This window comes from Streptomyces sp. OZ13 (assembly GCF_052068155.1).
Classification (GTDB): Bacteria; Actinomycetota; Actinomycetes; order Streptomycetales; family Streptomycetaceae; genus Streptomyces.
The window spans coordinates 650,436-668,023 of the sequence record NZ_JBQHCZ010000001.1 but is presented as its reverse complement, the minus strand read 5'-3'; the positions used below and the strand labels follow the sequence as shown (position 1 = coordinate 668,023).

General features: G+C 68.9%; 15 protein-coding genes and 1 pseudogene. 6 read left to right on the top strand and 10 right to left on the bottom strand.

Features of this window, described 5'->3' with window-relative positions:
• Nucleotides 1-104: 104 nt before the first annotated feature.
• From ACTMTU_RS02970 to ACTMTU_RS02960, 3 genes are all read left to right on the top strand, one after another.
• Nucleotides 105-1,256, top strand: a complete 1,152-nt coding sequence (locus ACTMTU_RS02970) for a serine hydrolase domain-containing protein (protein ID WP_441261819.1) — start codon at nucleotides 105-107, stop codon at nucleotides 1,254-1,256.
• Between the two features lie 65 nt (nucleotides 1,257-1,321).
• Nucleotides 1,322-1,873: a YciI family protein gene (locus ACTMTU_RS02965; protein ID WP_441261818.1), complete on the top strand. Its 552-nt coding sequence runs from the start codon at nucleotides 1,322-1,324 to the stop codon at nucleotides 1,871-1,873.
• Between the two features lie 1,176 nt (nucleotides 1,874-3,049).
• A complete protein-coding gene (locus ACTMTU_RS02960; protein ID WP_441261817.1) occupies nucleotides 3,050-4,171 on the top strand; it encodes a hypothetical protein in 1,122 nt (373 codons plus the stop codon).
• 358 nt (nucleotides 4,172-4,529) lie between these two features.
• Here ACTMTU_RS02960 and ACTMTU_RS02955 read toward each other — a convergent pair whose 3' ends face one another.
• Entirely contained in the window at nucleotides 4,530-5,177 is a 648-nt protein-coding gene (locus ACTMTU_RS02955) for a hypothetical protein (RefSeq protein WP_441261816.1), read from the bottom strand.
• 398 nt (nucleotides 5,178-5,575) lie between these two features.
• Between ACTMTU_RS02955 and ACTMTU_RS02950 the strand changes: the two genes are divergently transcribed.
• Complete coding sequence (locus ACTMTU_RS02950) at nucleotides 5,576-5,767, top strand: hypothetical protein (protein ID WP_441261815.1); 192 nt, start codon at nucleotides 5,576-5,578, stop codon at nucleotides 5,765-5,767.
• Nucleotides 5,768-5,782: 15 nt separating this feature from the next.
• Here ACTMTU_RS02950 and ACTMTU_RS02945 read toward each other — a convergent pair whose 3' ends face one another.
• The 6 genes and pseudogenes from ACTMTU_RS02945 to ACTMTU_RS02920 all read right to left on the bottom strand — a co-directional run bounded on the left by ACTMTU_RS02945 (nucleotide 5,783) and on the right by ACTMTU_RS02920 (nucleotide 11,326).
• Nucleotides 5,783-7,666, bottom strand: coding sequence for a DNA/RNA helicase domain-containing protein (locus ACTMTU_RS02945; protein ID WP_441261814.1), 1,884 nt, complete (start codon nucleotides 7,664-7,666; stop codon nucleotides 5,783-5,785).
• 372 nt (nucleotides 7,667-8,038) lie between these two features.
• A complete protein-coding gene (locus ACTMTU_RS02940; RefSeq protein WP_441261813.1) occupies nucleotides 8,039-8,185 on the bottom strand; it encodes a hypothetical protein in 147 nt (48 codons plus the stop codon).
• Between the two features lie 176 nt (nucleotides 8,186-8,361).
• The gene (locus ACTMTU_RS02935) at nucleotides 8,362-9,018 is read right to left on the bottom strand and encodes a DUF6461 domain-containing protein (RefSeq protein ID WP_441261812.1); all 657 of its coding nucleotides are present in this window, start codon (nucleotides 9,016-9,018) and stop codon (nucleotides 8,362-8,364) included.
• Nucleotides 9,019-9,518: 500 nt separating this feature from the next.
• A complete protein-coding gene (locus ACTMTU_RS02930) occupies nucleotides 9,519-9,974 on the bottom strand; it encodes a hypothetical protein (RefSeq protein WP_441261811.1) in 456 nt (151 codons plus the stop codon).
• A 14-nt stretch (nucleotides 9,975-9,988) separates the two neighbouring features.
• Nucleotides 9,989-10,096, bottom strand: a pseudogene (locus ACTMTU_RS02925) (restriction endonuclease fold toxin-2 domain-containing protein); the annotation flags it as partial.
• A gap of 342 nt (nucleotides 10,097-10,438) precedes the next feature.
• Nucleotides 10,439-11,326 carry an NAD(P)-dependent oxidoreductase gene (locus ACTMTU_RS02920; RefSeq protein ID WP_441261810.1) on the bottom strand — a complete coding sequence of 296 codons (888 nt, stop codon included), beginning with the start codon at nucleotides 11,324-11,326 and terminating at the stop codon, nucleotides 10,439-10,441.
• Between the two features lie 49 nt (nucleotides 11,327-11,375).
• Between ACTMTU_RS02920 and ACTMTU_RS02915 the strand changes: the two genes are divergently transcribed.
• Nucleotides 11,376-11,783: a MerR family transcriptional regulator gene (locus ACTMTU_RS02915; RefSeq protein ID WP_441261809.1), complete on the top strand. Its 408-nt coding sequence runs from the start codon at nucleotides 11,376-11,378 to the stop codon at nucleotides 11,781-11,783.
• Nucleotides 11,784-11,880: 97 nt separating this feature from the next.
• Here the strand turns inward: ACTMTU_RS02915 and ACTMTU_RS02910 are convergent, their stop codons facing one another.
• The 3 genes from ACTMTU_RS02910 to ACTMTU_RS02900 form a co-directional block, all read right to left on the bottom strand.
• A complete protein-coding gene (locus ACTMTU_RS02910) occupies nucleotides 11,881-12,348 on the bottom strand; it encodes an NUDIX hydrolase (protein ID WP_441261808.1) in 468 nt (155 codons plus the stop codon).
• A 228-nt stretch (nucleotides 12,349-12,576) separates the two neighbouring features.
• Entirely contained in the window at nucleotides 12,577-14,157 is a 1,581-nt protein-coding gene (locus ACTMTU_RS02905) for a carbohydrate-binding protein (RefSeq protein WP_441261807.1), read from the bottom strand.
• Between the two features lie 646 nt (nucleotides 14,158-14,803).
• Nucleotides 14,804-15,685, bottom strand: a complete 882-nt coding sequence (locus ACTMTU_RS02900; protein WP_441261806.1) for an alpha/beta fold hydrolase — start codon at nucleotides 15,683-15,685, stop codon at nucleotides 14,804-14,806.
• Nucleotides 15,686-16,049: 364 nt separating this feature from the next.
• Between ACTMTU_RS02900 and ACTMTU_RS02895 the strand changes: the two genes are divergently transcribed.
• Complete coding sequence (locus tag ACTMTU_RS02895) at nucleotides 16,050-17,297, top strand: proteinase inhibitor I4 serpin (protein WP_441261805.1); 1,248 nt, start codon at nucleotides 16,050-16,052, stop codon at nucleotides 17,295-17,297.
• Nucleotides 17,298-17,588 lie beyond the last annotated feature (291 nt).

Below are 17,588 nucleotides of genomic sequence, written 5' to 3'. Positions count from 1 at the left end.
TGACCTGGTCGGCGCCTCTTGACGGTCCCGCTGATGGGGCGAGCGATGACTCCTTGTCGCTGTGGCAGTCCCACTTCTGACCGCACACGCGAGAAGGTGGCCCGATGACCGATCTGCACAACGTCCTGAGCGAGCACGTCGATACCGAGTCCCTCCCCGGCGCGGTGGCCATGGTCGCGCGGGGCGATCAGGTGGATGTCCAGGCCGTGGGCCACGTCGACGCCGAGCGCACGGCCCCGATGGCGAGGGACACGATCTTCCGTATCGCCTCGATCACCAAGCCCGTCGTGGCCGCGGCGGTCATGATGCTCGTCGAGGACGGCAGGATCGCGCTGGACGACCCGGTGGGGACGTGGCTGCCCGAGCTGGCCGCGCCCATGGTCGTCCGTACGCCGGACAGTCCGGTCGACGACGTGGTTCCGGCGGAGCGGCCGATCACCGTGTTCGACCTGCTGGTCTCGCGCGCCGGGTACGGCTTCCCGTCCGATTTCTCGCTGCCGGCGGTCGAACCGCTGGTCAGTGAGCTGAAGCAGGGCCCACCGCAACCGCAGGCCGTCCCTGAGACGGACGAGTGGATGGCGGCGCTGTCCCGGATTCCGATGCTCTACCAGCCGGGCGAGGCCTGGCTGTACAACATCTGCTCCGACATCCAGGGCGTACTGATCGCGCGGGTCTCGGGCAGTTCGCTGCCGGACTTCCTGGCGGAACGGCTCTTCGAGCCGCTGGGCATGACCGACACCGCGTTCGCGGTACCGCCGGCCAAGCGCGACCGCTTCACCAGCTACTACCGGGTGGACCCCATGGGCACCCTCGAGCTGGCCGACACACCGGACGGCCAGTGGAGCACGCTGCCCGCGTTCCCGTCGGGCGCGGGTGGTCTGGTCTCGACGGTCGACGACTACCACGCCTTCGCCCGCATGCTCCTCGACCAGGGTGCGACGGCATCCGGCGGCCGCCTGCTCACCGCCGAGTCCGTGGGGCGGATGACCACCAACTACCTGACCCTGTCCCAGCGCAAGGCCGGCGGCCTGTTCCTGGAGGGCATGGGCTGGGGCTTCGGCGGGGCGGTCGACGTGGAGCCGGTCGAACCCTGGAGCGTCCCGGGCCGCTACGGCTGGGTCGGCGGCACGGGCACGGCCGCCCACATCATCCCCTCCACGGGCACCGTCACGATCCTCCTCACCCAACGCCAGATGTCCGAGCCCTCGTTCCCGGAACTGATGCGGGACTTCTGGGGGTACGCGGCGGGGGTGTGAGCGGCCGGCACAACGGCGTGTGCGCACGTGCGAGTTGCCTCGCCGCATCGTGGTAGAGAGTGCGCATGGAATTCTTCTGCTATCACCGCGATCGGCCCGGTTCCCTGCCGCTGCGCCACGAGCTGCTGGAAGAACACTGGTCCTACATGGACGGGTTCGAGAAGGAAATGATCGCTCGCGGCCCGACCATGACCAGCGACGGCCGCACGCCCACCGGCAGCGTGCATGTGATCGACCTGCCGGACCCCGCCGCCGCCCACTCGTTCGCCTTCGGCGAGCCCGGCTACCAGGCGGGCGTGTACCGGGACGTCCTGGTGCGCCGGTGGCGCAACCTGCTGGACCGCACCATGTGGGATTTCCCCGGGGGCCGGACCGGTGGCAACCGCTACCTCGTACTCGGCTTCGGCACCGGGCAGGGCGCCGACCTCGCCGTGCCGGAGGACGGGGACGATCTGATCGCGTACGGCCCGCTGCTGTCGGACGACGGTACCGCCTGGCTGGGGACGGCGGTTCTGGTCCGTGCTCCTGATCCGGCCGCGGCACGCGCGGTCCTGACGGTGGGCGCGTATGCCGACATCGAGGTTCACAACTGGCAGTTCGGAGGGCGGCCGGCATGAACTGGGGGCGCGGCCCGGCGCCCGCTTGTTTCGACTCGCCGGTGCCGGTGCGGGCGGGACGGAAGTGACGCGTGCGCCGGCCGGGCTGGGAGCACAGGTAGGACACAAGAGCGTGCCACCAGGTGGTGTATATGCCACCTTCCAGGTTGTCGAACAGCTCCACCCACTCGGCGTATTCGTTCACGAACGGCAACCGATCGACGAGTCGGAGCGGGACATCATGCGAACTCTCTGGGCCGCGGAGCGGTCAAAACACTGGGGAGTTCGCACGCGGGTTGGTCGCCTGGCACTGCCGGACGGGTCACTCCGAAGTCCCAGTTTTCTGGGCCTGGGACAGCTCCGGGGCCCTCATGGGCCGCGTCCCGTGCTGGATCGCGTCGGCCGCCAGTGCTGCGACGATGCGCTCGGCGGTTTCGGACGGCACCTGCCGGTCGGCCAGTTGGCGTTCCGTCAGTCGGCGGACAAGGCGTGCTCCGTGCCGCGTGGGCGAGAGCAGCACTGTGAAGTGACGAGCGCTGCCGTCCGTCCGGCCCGGAGGATGGTGGGGTGACGAGTTGCTGAGGGTTCGGTGCGTTCACATCACCCAGCGTGTCCGCGCGGCAGGTTCTCGGCCAGGGTCGCCGACGGTACGGCCGGCGTACTGACGGTCCAGGCAGTCCGACGCATGCGGATCGCGCTCTTCTCGACACCCGCCCCGGAACATCCGACGGAGAACCCTCGATGACACGTGACGACTTGTGATGCGGCCGAGGAGGCCGTGGCCGCTGGCCCCACGGCGCCACCTGGACGGCCCGCACCGCCGTGTGCAGACTGGGATCCTCGCCGCACTCCGCATTTTCCGGGGCCGATGTCCGGAGACCGCGCCAACGACGACTGCAGCCTACGTACCAGCGGTGCCGACCGGTGCCGCCGATGCGCTGCTCATCCACGACCGCCGAGGTGGCGGCCGCTCCAGGGACCGGGCAGTTTGCCGGATCCTCCGCAGTTCGCCGCGGTGAAGGCGATCACAACGGACGTCAACGCGACAGGGCCAGCCACACGATGACCCGCTAGGGTGGTGCAGCTCACAGGACATCCGTTCATAGATGTGCTGTTACCGAGTCAACGTGTTGAGACGTCAGCCTTGTCCGCACGCGGCAACCCGGCTGGACGCCGAAGTGTTTGGGGGAACTCGCCATGACCGATACTCCGACTGAGGCTGTCGACGCCGGTGGAGACGACGATGCCGACCGGAAGGTCATCGAGCAGGAGCGGGCCGAGATACGGGAGTTCATCAAGGGACTGAGCGCGGACGACATCAAGTCGGGCGGCTGGTTCACCAAGCTCAGCGCTGAGGCCATGAGTTCCTACACCGCCAAGGTCGACTGGCAGTACTTCCAGGAACGGTATGCGGGCGTACCCGCTGACGCCATCGTCGACCAACGGATCAAGATGGCGGCTCGGTACGCCGCGCTCGAAGGCGGGCTCTCCGCCGGGGCCTACACGGCGGCCGTCGCAGCCACCATCGGAAGCCTTGGTGGTGCCTCGGCGGCGACTGTCCCGGCCGCCGTCGCGACCATGATGGTCGATGTTGCATACATCACCAGGCTCCAGCTTCGCCTGGCCTACGACATCGCAGTCCTCTATGGGGTCCCGCTCGACCTGTCCGACCCCGATGACATGTGGAAACTCATTCGAGTGGCCTTCACGATCAAGAGCGGGGAAGTGGTCCGGGGAGGCGTGGTCAAGGCGGTCCCGGCCATGATGCGGCCGGTGATCAAGCGCTTCTATTCCGGAGCGGTACTGACTGCCGGGAAGGGGCTCCCTGTCGTCGGGAAGTTCCTCCTGCAGCGCAACGTCATCAAGATCGGTATTCCCCTGGTCGGCGTTCCCCTGGCGGTGGTGCTCAACCGCTATACGACGCTGGTCGCGGGGCGGCACGCGCAGGCCGTCTTCCGGAACGAGGCGCGGGTGATCGAAGTCGCCGAGAACCTGAGCAAGCAGAGTCAGCACCCGCAGTTGATGCTGTGGGTCGCGTGGCTCGTCATCAGGGCGAACCGCAAGATGGCCGACGATGAGACGCTGTTGATGCGCCACCTTGTGAGGCTGGTCCGGGAACAGCATCAGGTGGTCGACGAACAGCTCGCTCGCCTTGTCGACATCGACCCCGCCGAAGTGTGGGAGCGCATAGACGCCGAGCAAGGGGATCTGAGCGACATCATCGACGTGGCCGCCCGGGTGGCCACGGTGGACGGTCCCATCAACGCGCGCGAGAAGGTCGTCATTTCCGAGCTTCGGGATCGCTGCCGCCGAGCCTGAACGCCATCGTGCGCCACCTCCCGCAAAACGCAGGGCTTCCGTCCTCCGTGCAGGACTTGTGGACACGGATGTGTTCCGTACGCACAGTCGGTGAAGCTGCCGAGTCCGTTCCCTGTCCAGGCATGGGCCGCATCTCCTGAATCTCTTAAGCCCTATCCGGAGACCCCTCGGCCGAACCGAGGAGATCGCTGACGCTCGGCACAGCCCGACCGACTGCCGCGATGGCACGTTAGAAACGCGGATGCCGCGGCGAGAACCCGACGGCGAACAATCTCAAGACCTGTGGATCGGCCTCGGGCCGGGCCTCACCGCGAGCGGACTGGATCACCGCCGCCGGGTGGAGTAGAGGTGGCGGCCATTACGCCGCCAGCTGCCGCACCCTGTCGTCGTCCGTGACCTCGTACACGTCGATGCGCAGGAGCCTGCGGACGTGCACCGGCACTCGTTCCGCAGCCTTGACGGACGAGGTCGGCACCACCAACGCGTAACGGATCGCTGAGTCCTGGCTCGTCATGCGGCGGAGCAGTTGACCGTAGGCGATGTCGGCGTCGATACCCTTCGCGCTGGTGCGGCCCTTGGCTTCGCAGATCAGCCGTTGATCACCTCGCACGGCTTCGAGGTCGGTCCAGGGGTCCGTGGGGTCGACCGGTGTCCAGCCCTCACCGAGCAGCCACGTACGGAAGGCATCGACGACCCGGTCCTCGTCGCTGTCGCGCGCGAGGATCTTCCGCAGTGCCACCAGATCGGCTTCCTGGTTGCGACGCAGCCGCCCGCGGCCGTCAGCGTCGAGGTCGGCCGGACGGATCACGATCAGCCGCAACGCGTGTGCGGGGATCTCCGTGTCACGTCTGGAGTCATAAAGTGCCCGTTGCTCGCCTCGGTGGACGCCACTGACCGTGAGCCTGTCCGGCTTGTCGAAGTGGGGCACGGGCTGGTCGTGCTGCCGTTCCCGGTACTCGACCACGAGTTGGTGCCCCGGCCAGTAGGCGTCGACCGGCAGCCTCACTCGCCGACCGCTTGTCCCGGGGTCCCCCAGTAGCCAGTCGAACTTGTGTTGAGCCAGGGCGGTTTCGCGAAGTATCCGGCTGCAAAGACCGACTACGTACGACTCGTCGCTGTCTTCTCTTGTCCCCATGGCGGCGCATCATGTCACCCCGAGCTGCTGGAGCGGTCCCCGGACAGGTGCAGTCAGCCGCTCACCGCGATGGGTTGCACGCCTGCTCGCTGTTCGCCCGCTTGTCACGGATTCGAACACGAGACGCCGATGAGCCCGTACGCCGACAGCGCGGTCCGGCCGGGCGTTCTGCACGGCATCCCCGACGTATGCGTCGACGAGCCGGCCTTCCCAGACGGCTACACCGCTCGGTCCGGCACTGGGCACAGTCACGCATTCGCGTGGAGCCTGTGACCGAGAGAGTCGCCAACGAGGCGATCGCCCTGCTCCGCGACGCATGGCTGCATTGCCACAAGTACGCCATTGATGCGGCGCTCGTGGCCGTCGCCCTGCGTCAGCGCGGGCCCGTGACCGCCTTCGCCTCGGACGAGAACGACATGCGCAGCCTGTGTCGGGACCGGGTGGTCGTCGTCAAGCTGTGACGGCTTCCGCGCCCGTCACACTGCCGCGACCTCCCTCTCCGCGCCAACCAGCTCGCGCAGTTTCTCCCGCGTCTCCGGGTCCGTCGAGTAGACGACCGTGCCGACCATCCCCCGCGTCAGCAGCACCTTGTACGTGTTGCGGATCAGACGGTCGACGTCGGCGTCGGAAGTCGACTTCTTGAACACCGGGTCCTTCGAGGCAGCTCGGTCGGTGACCCACTTGTCGCCCCGCCAGACCAGGTCGGGGCCGATGATGACGCCCGACCAGTCGTACTCGAAGCCCTGGGCCGTGTAGACGCAGCCGACCTGGCCGAAGCCTGCCGGGTCGGTGGCCCACAGCGCCGACGGCGGCGCACCGGAGACGGCCCGCTCACCGCGGAGGTTCCACGGGCGTGCCCAGTCGCCGATGAGGACGTCCGCCGGGAGCGGGTCGCCCGGCTTGGGTTCCTTCGACCAGGGCCAGCAGTAGCCGGCGGACATACGGGCGCCGTAGCCCTGGGAGCGGCGTCCTTCGAGGAACATCTCCATCTCCTCGGGGCTGTCGGCCGCCACGAGCTGCATGCGGTCGTCGGGGTCCCAGGTCACCGGGCCGCCCGGCTCCAGGCCGAGGAGTCGTACGACCCACCGCAGGTAGGCGTCGCTGCCACCGCAGCGGAACTGGCTGTCGAGCGGTACGACGTGGCACTCGAGGCCCTTCTTCGCCGCGGCTGCCTTTATCTCGGCCACCGTGCCCATCTCACCGGGCCGCACCACCTGGTGCTCGTCGAGGAGGAAGACGGGAACGCGCGCCACATCGATGAGTTCCTCTATCTGCGGCCTCCCCGTGCGGTGGGCGGCCGGGGTGTAACGGTTGGCCGACGTCTCACGGATGCGGTGGGCCTCGTCGCAGATGAGGACGTCGAGGGTGTTCCTCTCCGTCGTCATGAAGCTGTTGAAGTACTTGAAGAGCTCCTGCACCTCGCGTTTGCGTGCCCCCGCGACCTTACGCATCGTCTTGGTGAACGACTGGGATCCCGTGGCATGCAGTGCGGGGATGCCCTGCCGGTACAGCTCACCCAGCAGGGAGAGCGCGATGACGCTCTTGCCCGTGCCGGGCCCGCCCGTGACGATCACGACCTCCTTGTGGTCGGACCGCTTGGCCTTCCGGACCGCGTTGAGGACCATGCGGTAGGCGACGTGCTGCTCGTCCAGGAGGACGAACTGCTCGCGTACGCGGACCTCCTCGGCGGCAACGGACATCAGCTGCTTGGAAGGGATCGTCCTGCCGGCGAGGAGTTCGTCGGCGGCACGGCCTCCTGGGTGTTTGTCGCTCAGCTTGGTGCGGAGGTGGTCGAGGAACTCGCCTCGGCGCTCGGCGGTGAACAGCTGTCCATTGCCGTCGCGTTCGATCTCGCGCAGGCCGCTCACACCGAACTCGGTCGCGTTGTGGAGGAAGGCCACACCGCTGACGCGTCCCGGGTGCTCGGAGACGGCGCCGTTGAAGTTCACGAGGTACTCGCAGTACCGGCGCACCTGCTCGGCGGGGTTGAGGACGGGGTGTGCGTAGGCGTCGATGTGGCAGAGAGCGGGGTCGTCCTCGTCCGGTTCCGCCTGGCTCCACTGCTTGAGCTCGACCACGACATAGGACGGCTCTCCGGTGACCGGGTGCACACCGGCGAGCACGGCGTCCGCGCGCTTGCTGTTCAGAGGCAGGGCGTATTCGAGCATGACCTCGACATTCCCGAGGCCCGCGTCGTTGAGGGCGTTGGTGAGCGCGGGGATGCTCCGTTCCCAGGAACGGACCTCGGAAGGGCCGGGGCGGTAGCCATGCATGTGGAAGAACTGCTCGGTCAGGTGCAGGAACAGCGAACTGTCCAGTGCCGCGGCCGCGACTGACCTGGCTGACGCACGGAACAACAAGGACTTCCCCCAGGCAGCACGAAGTGACTCGTGCGGGTGGGGGCATGTCCTTCGAGACTCCACGGGGGTGGAGCGGAAGCCCGTCGGGCCGCGATGACGATGTGATCAAGAATACCTGTGCGACAGGTAGTGGGCAGGTCTTGGCCCGGAGCGGGTGACGAGCTTCTCCGTCCGTATCGAAGCGCTGCTGGATTTCTAGTTCGTCACTGCCCACGGCACCGCCGCCACCAGGCACAAGACCTCCGGCGGTGCCAACCTCCACATGTTCAGCGCGCGTCGAGCCGATGGGGTGAGGGTGATCAGCAGGGCAAGACCCGCTGCAGCGATGGTCAGCACAGAGGACAGGACGATCCCGGCGCCGGCATCGTCGTCCTACGGTCCAGAGGGCCGGATGGTGAGCGCTGTCCAGCAGAACCATCCTGCGACGAGGTACAGCATCACCAGCGGCACGCCGAGGCCACCGGAGGCATCTCTGAATTCGGCGATGGTCGACTGCGACGACCGGTCGTGCATCAGCACGGTGTTTCCCTTGCCTTGTCGAAGTTGCCCACCAGCCGGTTCCCGTAGCGCGGGGCCTTCCGGCTCCCTGTGTGGCCGCCGTTGAAGCCGACAGCGTGCCGCGGGAGTGAGGGCCGGTCGCCCGGTACGCGTTGGCGGGAATATACCGTTCGGCTCCAGCTTGGCCCGGCCATGGATCACGTCGGTTCCAGCAGAACGGCCATCAGAGTGCCGTGCACGATCGGATCTTTCGGCAGCGAGAGCCCGAAGAAGCGCTCGACGATGCCCAGTGCGGTGCGGTGCACGTCCTCTCTGTCCCACTCCGGGTCCGGCAGGCCGGCGGCGGCCATCAGGTCCTGCAGCCGGGCGGCCGTCGCCGGGTCGCCGACGACCCCCTGGTAGCCCCACGAGGCGTCGAGGTGCAGATTGAAGGCGCTCACCGGGCGGCCGTCGTGAAAGTAGGCGAAGTGCGGCGGGACCGGCTTGCCGTTGTCCTCGTCGTACTCCAGGAGGCAGACGTGCGCGCCGCCGCGCGAGACCGGTTCCGGCGAGTCGAACTCGCCCGGCCAACCGCCGTACGCCACCGCGTAGGTCCAGTCCCCGTCGCGGCCGAGGCGCAGGCCGATGCCGTCGTAGTAATCGCCGTACGTGTCCTTGATGAGCTCCAACAGAGATTCCCCGGTGTGCTCCCCGACCGTCACGGCGGTGTGCTCCGTGTCGTACAGGACGGTCGCCGCGAGGCGGTCGGCGAGCTCGTCCGGGGACAGCCCGCGGGCGAGCACCACATAGTGGCCCCCGAAGGCGATGGATTGGCGGGCAGCGAGCCAAGTCGTTCCGTCGGTGATGACGACCATCCTGACCGGTCCCTCTGACACCGACGTGCGAGTTCGCGCTCCCGTTGGCAGGCTCGGATCAATAGCGCAGCACACGTGGAGCACCGCGTCTCGGCGTCGGCCATGGACGCTTGGTTCGGCGCCCCCGTCTACCTGACGGGCTGTCCAGCCTGCGACTTGAACCGCCACACCGCGGGCTCCAGACCAGCAGGATCATGGCCGGGAACGGGGCAGTCGACTCGTACACCGCTCGCAACTCGGCGTACCTCGAACCGCGGACACCGGCATCTGCGGCGAATGCGCGCCGGTGGACGTCGACAGCGATCTACGGTCGGCCGACGAGATTCCGATGTAGTCCCCCGCCTTCGGCCCGACGCCCTTCACCGCACGCCCGGCGGCACGATTCGCCTGGCGGTCGAGGCACTTGCTCACCTGTGCCGGGACGAGGACCGCCAGCCAGCACGTGGGCGGTGTCCGGTGTTGTCGTCCAGAGCTTCTGGTTCGGTTACCGTTCCCGGTGGTTATGCTCCGTCCACGGCATCGATGTGCCTGTGCATCTCCGCACGGATGTCATCGACGTCGCCCTCCGCCGGGAGAGGCCACGGCTCTTGTTCTCCATTGGCCATCGCGAGACTGCTGGAGAAACGGACGAGGTGCGTCGCGGGTGCGAAGGAGCCGCGGAGCCACTCGGCGAAGACGGCGGCCTCGTCGGCGGTCACGTCGGTGAGCGTGATGTACGCGTAGTCCGGCGCTTCCATGGCCGCGGTGCCGTCGATCCAAACGTCCGGCGCGAGTTCGAGCTCGAAGTCGAGTACCTGGATGTGGTGGATGCCAGAAGTCCGGTATTCCACGGTCGGCTCAGGGAACGCCTGCCTCAGGGCGCGCTCGAGGGACAGCAGTGTGGACTGCCACGCGTCTCCGGCCTCCGCAGGCGGGTAGAAGGCGAAGTTGGTGCGGATGTTTCGTTCGGTCGGCACTGTGTTCCTTCTTGTCACGGCACGTATCGCGTTGAACCGGGCGTACCCGTCATGGCCATCATGGACTGCCAGTAGGCAGCGTTGTCCTGGCCGTTGGTGACGATCTCCAGGCCTCGTATGCGGCCGGTACGAGGGGACGCGCTATCCGTCTTGCCCCCTTCTCAAGGCGCCTCGAGCGACGCACGCCCAGCGGGGGAGGCGCTGCCGACGGCACACGCCTGGGGGCGGTGGGACTGGTTCGGGCGAATCGCGGGCTGGGGGGCGGGAGCGGGAAGGGGCGTTCACCCCTGGTGAGGGCCGCCCAGCAACGGTGAAGCGGACGGGCATCAGCGGTGGCCGGTACGGGTGACCGGCCACCGCTGCATTCGGCATGGCGGCGCGGCACCTCGTCCACGGGCGGGCTGCGGGCCGGGGCCTGCCCAGCCCCTCCAAGGCCGAGGCTGAACGCCCGAGGTCGGGATCGGTCAGGCGTCGCCGCTGGGCTTGGCGAACTCCTCGATCAGGACGGGATACTGCTCCCCGCCGTGCCCGGCGGCGATCGCACGGTCGGCCATCGCCTTGAACAGCCTCGGCAGTTCGGCGTTGACCCCCACCGCCTCGCTCTCCCCGATCAGATGCTCCATCGCCCGCGCGTCGGTCTCCAGCGCGGACACCTCGGCCGGGAAGGAGCCCCTGTCGATCTGCTCGGCATACCCCGGCAGCCATTCGGCCACGCCGGTAGCGATCTGCTGCGCGAACGGCGCATACGTCGCGGCGTCGACACCGGCCGTCCGCAGCATGGCCGTGCCCTGGAGCCAGGCGTTCAGGACGCTCCACATCATGGCCAGGCCGGCCACGTCGTACAGGGACGCCAGCCCATGGTCCGCACCGAGGTAGGTGACGGTGCCGAGGGCCTCGAGTGTGGGCTTGTGCACCTCGAAGTCCGGCTGCGGACCGCTGTGCAGAATCACCGCCTCCGCGGTTCCGACGGCCGGCGGGACGGCCATGATGGCACCGTCAAGGTAGCGGGCGCCTCGCTGTTCGGCCCATCGGGCGGCTTTCCGGGCCTGGGCCGAGTCGCCCGAGGTCAGGTTGATCAGCGTCGTGCCGTTCAGCTCGACATCGCTCGCGCCGAGCATTTCCCGCACGGCCTCGTAGTCGGTCACGCAGATGATCGTCAGGGAACCTGCCCCGATCGCGTCGCCGACCGTCGGCGCAAGCCGTGCGCCGTCGGCCACCAACTGGTCGGCCTTGGAGGCCGTACGGTTCCACACGGTCGTGGGATGCCCGGCTTTCAAGAAGGCGCCGGCGAGCGCCCGGCCCATGAGTCCGAGTCCGATGACTGTCACAGGTGTGTCGAGTTCGTTGTTCATGGCAGCATCGTCAACGTTGATACCGGTGTGAAGGTCAAGCGAGGTTTCGATGCGGATCGGGGAACTGAGTCGCCGGACGGGCGTCAACGCCCACCAGTTGCGCTACTACGAGGCCCAGGGCCTGCTGGAGGCAGACCGCGGCGCGAACGGCTATCGCGAGTACGAGGAGAGCGCCGTGCTGCGCGTGAAGCAGATCCGGCACCTGCTCGGTGCCGGGCTGTCCTCCGAGGACATCGCGTATCTGCTGCCCTGTGCGGTCGGGGAGGCGCCGGAGCTGATCGGCTGCCCCGAGTTGCTGGCCGCGATGCGGTCACGGCTGCGGCGACTGGACGACCAGATGGCCACGCTCGCCCGGTCCCGCGACGTGCTCGCCGACTACATCGACGCGGCCGAGCGGATGGGCGGCGAAAGCTATCCGCCCTTCGACGGGGCCGACTTGCAGCCGGTGCCCGCCTGAACGGCCGTGGTGCGTCGGCCTGTGGAATGTGCCCGGCCGCCTTCCACGATCCGCGTGAGCCGGACGCCTGCCAAGCGGGCCGGACAGCTGGTGGCGCTCAGTGCTGGATCAGGCCGCCGACCGGCACGGGAGCGACACGGCCGGTCGCCGGGACGGTTTGCGCCAGTGCGACGCCGACGTCCACCAGTGATGACCGACGCAGGCGAGTGACGTCGGGAACGGGAGTCCAGACCGGCTCGGCGGTCTCGCCGTTCGGCTCAGGCCGGAGTCGGCCGCCGATGATGCGGACCCGGTAGAAGATGCCGACATTCTGGTGCTCGACTCCCGCCCGCGCGGCAGCCGCGGGAATCACCCTCGAGTCCACACCCAGCAGGCGTTCGACCATCGCGTCGCAGCCGGTCTCCTCGGTGACTTCCCGGGTCACAGCATCGAACGGGTCCTCCGCGTGCTCGACCCTGCCGCCCGGAAGAGTCCAGGTCCAGTCGCCCTTCGGTGATACGTGCCGCACCAGCAGCACCTGGCCGTCCTCGATGCACACGGCGTACGCCGCCAACCGGAAACTCATCCCCGCACCTCCCGCCGGCCCCATTCCCAACGCCCAAGGTCTACCAGGCGTCAGACTCGGGGCTTCGCCCCGGCGAGCTCGGGGCTTCGCCCCGGCGAGCATCGCGGTCAAGTTCTTCGTGGCGCCGGATGACGTGTTCAGCGGCGCCGACGCTGCGTAGGAACGGCCTTGCCCGGCCCGTCCGGTGAGCCGGACGGGCCGGGCAAGGCAGGTTCCGTGCGCGGCAGGTTACGGCGTGACCGCCCTGCCCCCGAACGTGACCACGAGGCGGCCGTCGGACCCGTACGACCAGTTCAGGGCTCCCGCGTAGGAGGAGCAACGGGAGCCGTTGGAGCCGGTCCAGAACTGGTTCGTGCTGTCGGCGTTGCCCACGGTCTTGTCGTTCGAGCCGTCGCCGCTGCGGCACGAGACGTTGTTCCGGAACACCGAAGTGCCCGCGTCGAAGGAGAAGTTGCGCTCGGCGTTGTCGATGCTGATGTTGTCCGAGACCGTCATCGTGCCCGGGTTCCTGTTGTAGGTGAACCCGTGCTTGCCGTTGTCGTAGGCGATGCTGCGCCGGATGACGTGGTCGACCTCGATGTCCTCGCCGCCGAGCTTGTAGCCGTTGCGGTCCCCGCTCGAGTTCTGGGTGCCGTCGGAGAGGGTGCCGTTCCCGTAGGCGAGGGAGTCCTCGATGGTCACGGCGCCGATGGGCCCGGTGTCCGACTTGGTGTAGAGGTCCCAGCCGTCGTCGATGTTGTTGTGGGCCACGGCGTAGCGGAAGACGTTCCCGGGGCCGGAAGTGAGCTTCGCGGCGAAGCCGTCGGCGTCCTCGCCGTCGGAGTCGGCGTTGTCGTGCGACTCCGCGCTCAGGACGAGGTTGTTGGACGGCCACTGGTCGCGGGGAGTGCTGGAGAGCATGCGCGAGAGCTGCAGCCCGGTGTCGCGGTTGAAGCGTGTCACCGTGCGCTCGAAGATGTTGTTGCTGCCGCCGACGAAGATCCCGTTGTCACCGGCACGCTCTACGACGATGCCCTTGACGTGCCAGTACGACCCGTTCACGGCGAGCCCGCGGTTCGCCGGGTCCTCGCTCTGGGCCGAGAAGTTCAGTACGGGCGTCTCGCCCGGGTAGGCGGACAGTTCCGTGCGGTCGCCCGAGGTGCCGTTGTTGCCCTGGGGGATGGTGACCGTCTGCGAGTGGCGGTAGGTCCCGCCGCGCAGGTAGATCGTCCCGCCGGGAGTGATGCGGCTGATCGCGGAGGTGAGCGTCGTCGGGTCCGACTGTGTTCCGGACGCGCTGTCGGTGCCGTTCGGCGCCACGTACAGCGCCGATCCCGACGGCGGCGGGGTGGTGGTGTCGCCGCTCGTCTCGACATCGAGGTAGTCGATGTTGGGCAGGCCGGCGGAGGTGGTCGGGCTGAGCCGGACGGTGTTGCTGCCCGCCTGCACCGGCACCGTGAGCGTCTTCGTCGCCCACGTGCCCCAGGCGCCGGTGCCCTCGAACGACGCCGATGTGGCCGTCGAGCCGTTCACCGTGACGGTGGCGGGTCGTGCGGTACCGCTGCCGTTGGCGAAGCGCACGCCCAGAGTCGCCGTGCCGGCGGAGGGGGCGTTCACGGTGAACTGTACGTAGGCACCGGACGCGTTGGTGCCGTTGCAGAATCCGCTGCCGGAGTAGCCGGACCAGTCGGAGTCGATGGTGCCGGTACAGATCGCGGAGGTGTTCTCGGCCTCGTAGCGGATCGACGCGGCCTGCGCCGGGTTGCCGGACAGCGCGACGAGCGCGCCGGCGAGCAGGCCGGCGCACGCGAGGGCGGGGCGTAATTGCATCGTTCGTCTCCAGGTTGGTCGGCTCGTGCGACACGGGGTCGATGAAGAGGGGGGTCGAGCAACTGCGCGGGGCTGACGTCCGATCGGTCCGAACGCAATAATGGGGAGGCTCGGTAGTTCAACTCCATGAACTGCTCTACGAGTTCGGTATTGCGATGTCCATGGGGTAAGCGCTTTCCCCGGAACCTAAGCGTCTACCGTGCGAGCGTCAATAGACATGTACTTGATTATTTTTCATGGACATGAACGCGCTGTTGCCGGGTCGATGAGACCTGGGTCGGATGCTGTGCGGCGCAAGCGATCGCTTCAAACCTGCGGGGTGCTGCGTCAGGCGCCACCCAGAGTCCGTCAGCACCACGCGTCCCGGCGGACGTGTGCTTACCGCCTCGCGTGCGAGCAGGTCGAAACGGACGAGGACCGGGCCCGGGCGGCCACAGGGCGAGCGCGCGATCTCAAGTTCGTCGTACGGGACCACGGTGCAGGACGGCGCAGGGGCACTCCGCCGCGGGTGCGGGCGGTGCCGCCGTCAGTGCGGACCAGCGGGGGTACGGGCGGGCAGGCGGGTACGGGCGGGCAGGCGGCGGATCGTCGCCTGCGAAGGCGTTGCGCCCCGCCAGCCGCCCCTCACCCGCCGTCCCCCGGCCCCTCAGGCCTCCGCGTGCAGCACCTCGCGGAGAGTCTGCGCGAACTCGACCGGCGCCCCGTGCTGGCCGTACTCGCCGCCCATGAAGCCACCGTGGTCGCTGGGGAAGATCGCCGGCTCGGTGCCCAGTCCGGCGGCGACCTCCGCCGCGGCGCGGGCGCAGAACTCGCCCTCGGACTCCTTGCCCGCCGCGACGACGATGCGCGTGGAGGCGGCGCGCAGCGCGTCGAAGTCGGGCCGGTAGCCGGTGCAGCCGCGCATGTTCTGGCCCAGCAGCGGGTCGTCGCGCGAGCCGTCGTCCTCCGTCGGCAGTCCGAAGGCGGCGGGGTCGGGGGCCGGCTCGTCGGCCCAGTCGGCAGGGAAGGGCCCCTTGCGGCCGGCCATCGCGATGAACTTGGCCATCGCGGGCCCCAGTCCGTCCCGCATGTACGTCGCATGGATGTCCGCGCAGACCGCCAGCGCCGCCTCACTGTCCGGCAGGACCGGCGCCGCCGGCGGCTCGTGCGCGACGAGTGTGCGCACCAGTTCCGGGTGCCGCGACACCAGGGCGAGCGCGTTCACGGCACCACCGCTGCTCGCGAACATGTCCACCGGCCCGGCGCCGAGCGCCTCGATCACCCGCCGCAGATCGTCGGCGTGCTCCTCGGGCACGATCTCCGCCGCGCCGTCCTTACGCACGCTGCGGCCGGCCCCGCGCGGGTCGTAGGTGACGACCGTCCGGTCGGTGAAGTGCGACGCCAGCGTGACGAAACCGCTCGCGTCCATCGGTGAACCGACCAGGAACAGGACGGGTGCGTCGGCCCCGGCATCGGCCCGGCCTCCCCTCACGTCGTACCAGATCGTGGCACCGGGGGTCTCCAGCGTGCGGGTCTCGATCTCGACCATCGTCGTATCTCCTCATGTCTGTTCCGTCACTGAAGCAGACCGGTGGCCCTGCCGGAACTCATCGCTCCCGTGCGCATCAATAAGTGGGAAAGCGAAGGCGCCTCAGTTCTCGATCAGCGGCCGGCCCCGCGCGATAACCCCTGGACGTCGGTTCCGCCACCGGCGAGGATGCGAGTGATCGTCCTGTTCCGTGGTCCACCCGTTCCACTGTTCCAGCGTGACCTGGACGATCCGCCCCCGGCGGTGACCGCGCCGGAGGCGGATACAGGTACCCGAGGCGGCGTGGCGGCCAACTGCCGTGAGGCCGGCGCGTTGCGTGTTCAGGACCGACGGTCACGGTGCCTTGTGAGACCTGGGGGATCGAGTGCAGCCGACAGCGACGTCCGTACGTGCCGTGAACCGGCTCACCGAGCGGTGGGTCGGCAGCCTGCCGGGACCGGGCGGGACCGTCGTCTCCGCCACGAGCCTGTGGCCGCTGCTCGCCTGTCTCCAAGACGCCGCCTGTGGACCGGCGCGGGACGAACTCGGGGACGCGACCGGCCTCCCCGCCGCAGAGGCGGCCGGAGCCGCGCGCGGATTCCTCGAGGCGCTGGGCGCGATCCGCGGCACGCGGGCCGCGTTCGGTCTCTGGACCCGAGCGGATCTGCCGATGCATGCCGACTGGGCGGCACGGCTGCCCGCCGGAACGACCGGCACAATCACCGGAGACCAGACAACCGACCGCATGACGCTCGACGGATGGGCCGACGATCGCACCGAAGGCCTGATCCGCAGGATGCCGGTGGACATCGACGAGTCCACCCGGCTCGTGCTGGCCGCGGCGCAGTCGGTGCGGACACGATGGCTGCAGCCGTTCTTCGAGACGGAGGTGGTCCCGGACCACGGCCCGTGGCAGGGGCGTTTGCTGCTGGGGCTGCACCGCACCACCTCGCTGTTGGACCGGGTGGCCGTTGCGGAGACCCCCGACGGCCCTGTGACGGTGCTCAAGATCCTCGGCGGAACCGGTGTCGACGTCCATCTTTTGCTGGGCGCCCCTGACATGACGCCCTCCCAGGTACTGCGTCACGGAATCGGCACTCTCGCGGGCGCCGGCCCGGCCCCGGTGCCCGGTGACCGCCTTCCCCTCGGGGAGGCCGGCCCGGGTCTGCGCGTGTCGAACGTACGCAGCCGAACCCCGGAGCCCGTCCTCGAAGTCCTCACTGTCGGGTTCCGCGTCACGGCGGACCACGATCTGCTGAAGGCGCCTGCGCTGTTCGGCCTGTCCACGGCCTCGGACAGCAGTCACGGCCACTTCCCGGGCATCAGCCCTGATCCGCTGGCGGTCGGCTCGGCCGGCCAGGGCGCGGTTGCCGTGTTCGACGCCAAGGGCTTCGAGTCCGCGACCGTGACCGCGATCAGCATCATCGCCGCCGGGATGCCGCCTCCGCCGCGGTACGCCGTCCGCCACGTCGAGGCGGTTCTCGATCGCCCGTTCGGTTTCCTGACCGTCCACCGCACGTCCCGTCTGGTCCTGTCGGCGGGATGGGTGACCGAGCCCCTGCCCTTCCCCGAGGACCAGGAGTACGACGAGTACGACGAGCAGCGCGGGTACGACGAGACGGCCCGGACGTGACCGCGCTGCTCGTGGGCCCGGCCGTCAACCCGGCCGCCCCGTCAGCCCTGTTGCTGCGCCTGCTGGCGCCGGAGCACGAAGGTGTCTGGTCGGCGCCGGCGTCCCGGCGCGCCTCCTTCCCGAGATGGGCACGAGTTGCTGGGGTGACCCACGCGCCGGGCGGCCCCCGGAGGACGGCCGGCCGAAGACGCGAACACACCTTCGCGCGGCCGGCCGGCGAAGCGAACACGCCTTCGCGGCGACGTCACTCGCGTGGTCGCCCGGGCCGACGCCACGACCGGCGCAGGACGG

Excerpts from the sequence above, each read along its gene's own strand:
- ACTMTU_RS02910 (WP_441261808.1), bottom strand. The coding sequence starts at position 12,348 with ATGAGTTTCCGGTTGGCGGCGTACGCCGTGTGCATCGAGGACGGCCAG.
- ACTMTU_RS02915 (WP_441261809.1), top strand. The coding sequence starts at position 11,376 with ATGCGGATCGGGGAACTGAGTCGCCGGACGGGCGTCAACGCCCACCAG.
- ACTMTU_RS02970 (WP_441261819.1), top strand. The coding sequence starts at position 105 with ATGACCGATCTGCACAACGTCCTGAGCGAGCACGTCGATACCGAGTCC.
- ACTMTU_RS02920 (WP_441261810.1), bottom strand. The coding sequence starts at position 11,326 with ATGAACAACGAACTCGACACACCTGTGACAGTCATCGGACTCGGACTC.
- ACTMTU_RS02965 (WP_441261818.1), top strand. The coding sequence starts at position 1,322 with ATGGAATTCTTCTGCTATCACCGCGATCGGCCCGGTTCCCTGCCGCTG.
- ACTMTU_RS02905 (WP_441261807.1), bottom strand. The coding sequence starts at position 14,157 with ATGCAATTACGCCCCGCCCTCGCGTGCGCCGGCCTGCTCGCCGGCGCG.
- ACTMTU_RS02900 (WP_441261806.1), bottom strand. The coding sequence starts at position 15,685 with ATGGTCGAGATCGAGACCCGCACGCTGGAGACCCCCGGTGCCACGATC.
- ACTMTU_RS02935 (WP_441261812.1), bottom strand. The coding sequence starts at position 9,018 with ATGGTCGTCATCACCGACGGAACGACTTGGCTCGCTGCCCGCCAATCC.
- ACTMTU_RS02960 (WP_441261817.1), top strand. The coding sequence starts at position 3,050 with ATGACCGATACTCCGACTGAGGCTGTCGACGCCGGTGGAGACGACGAT.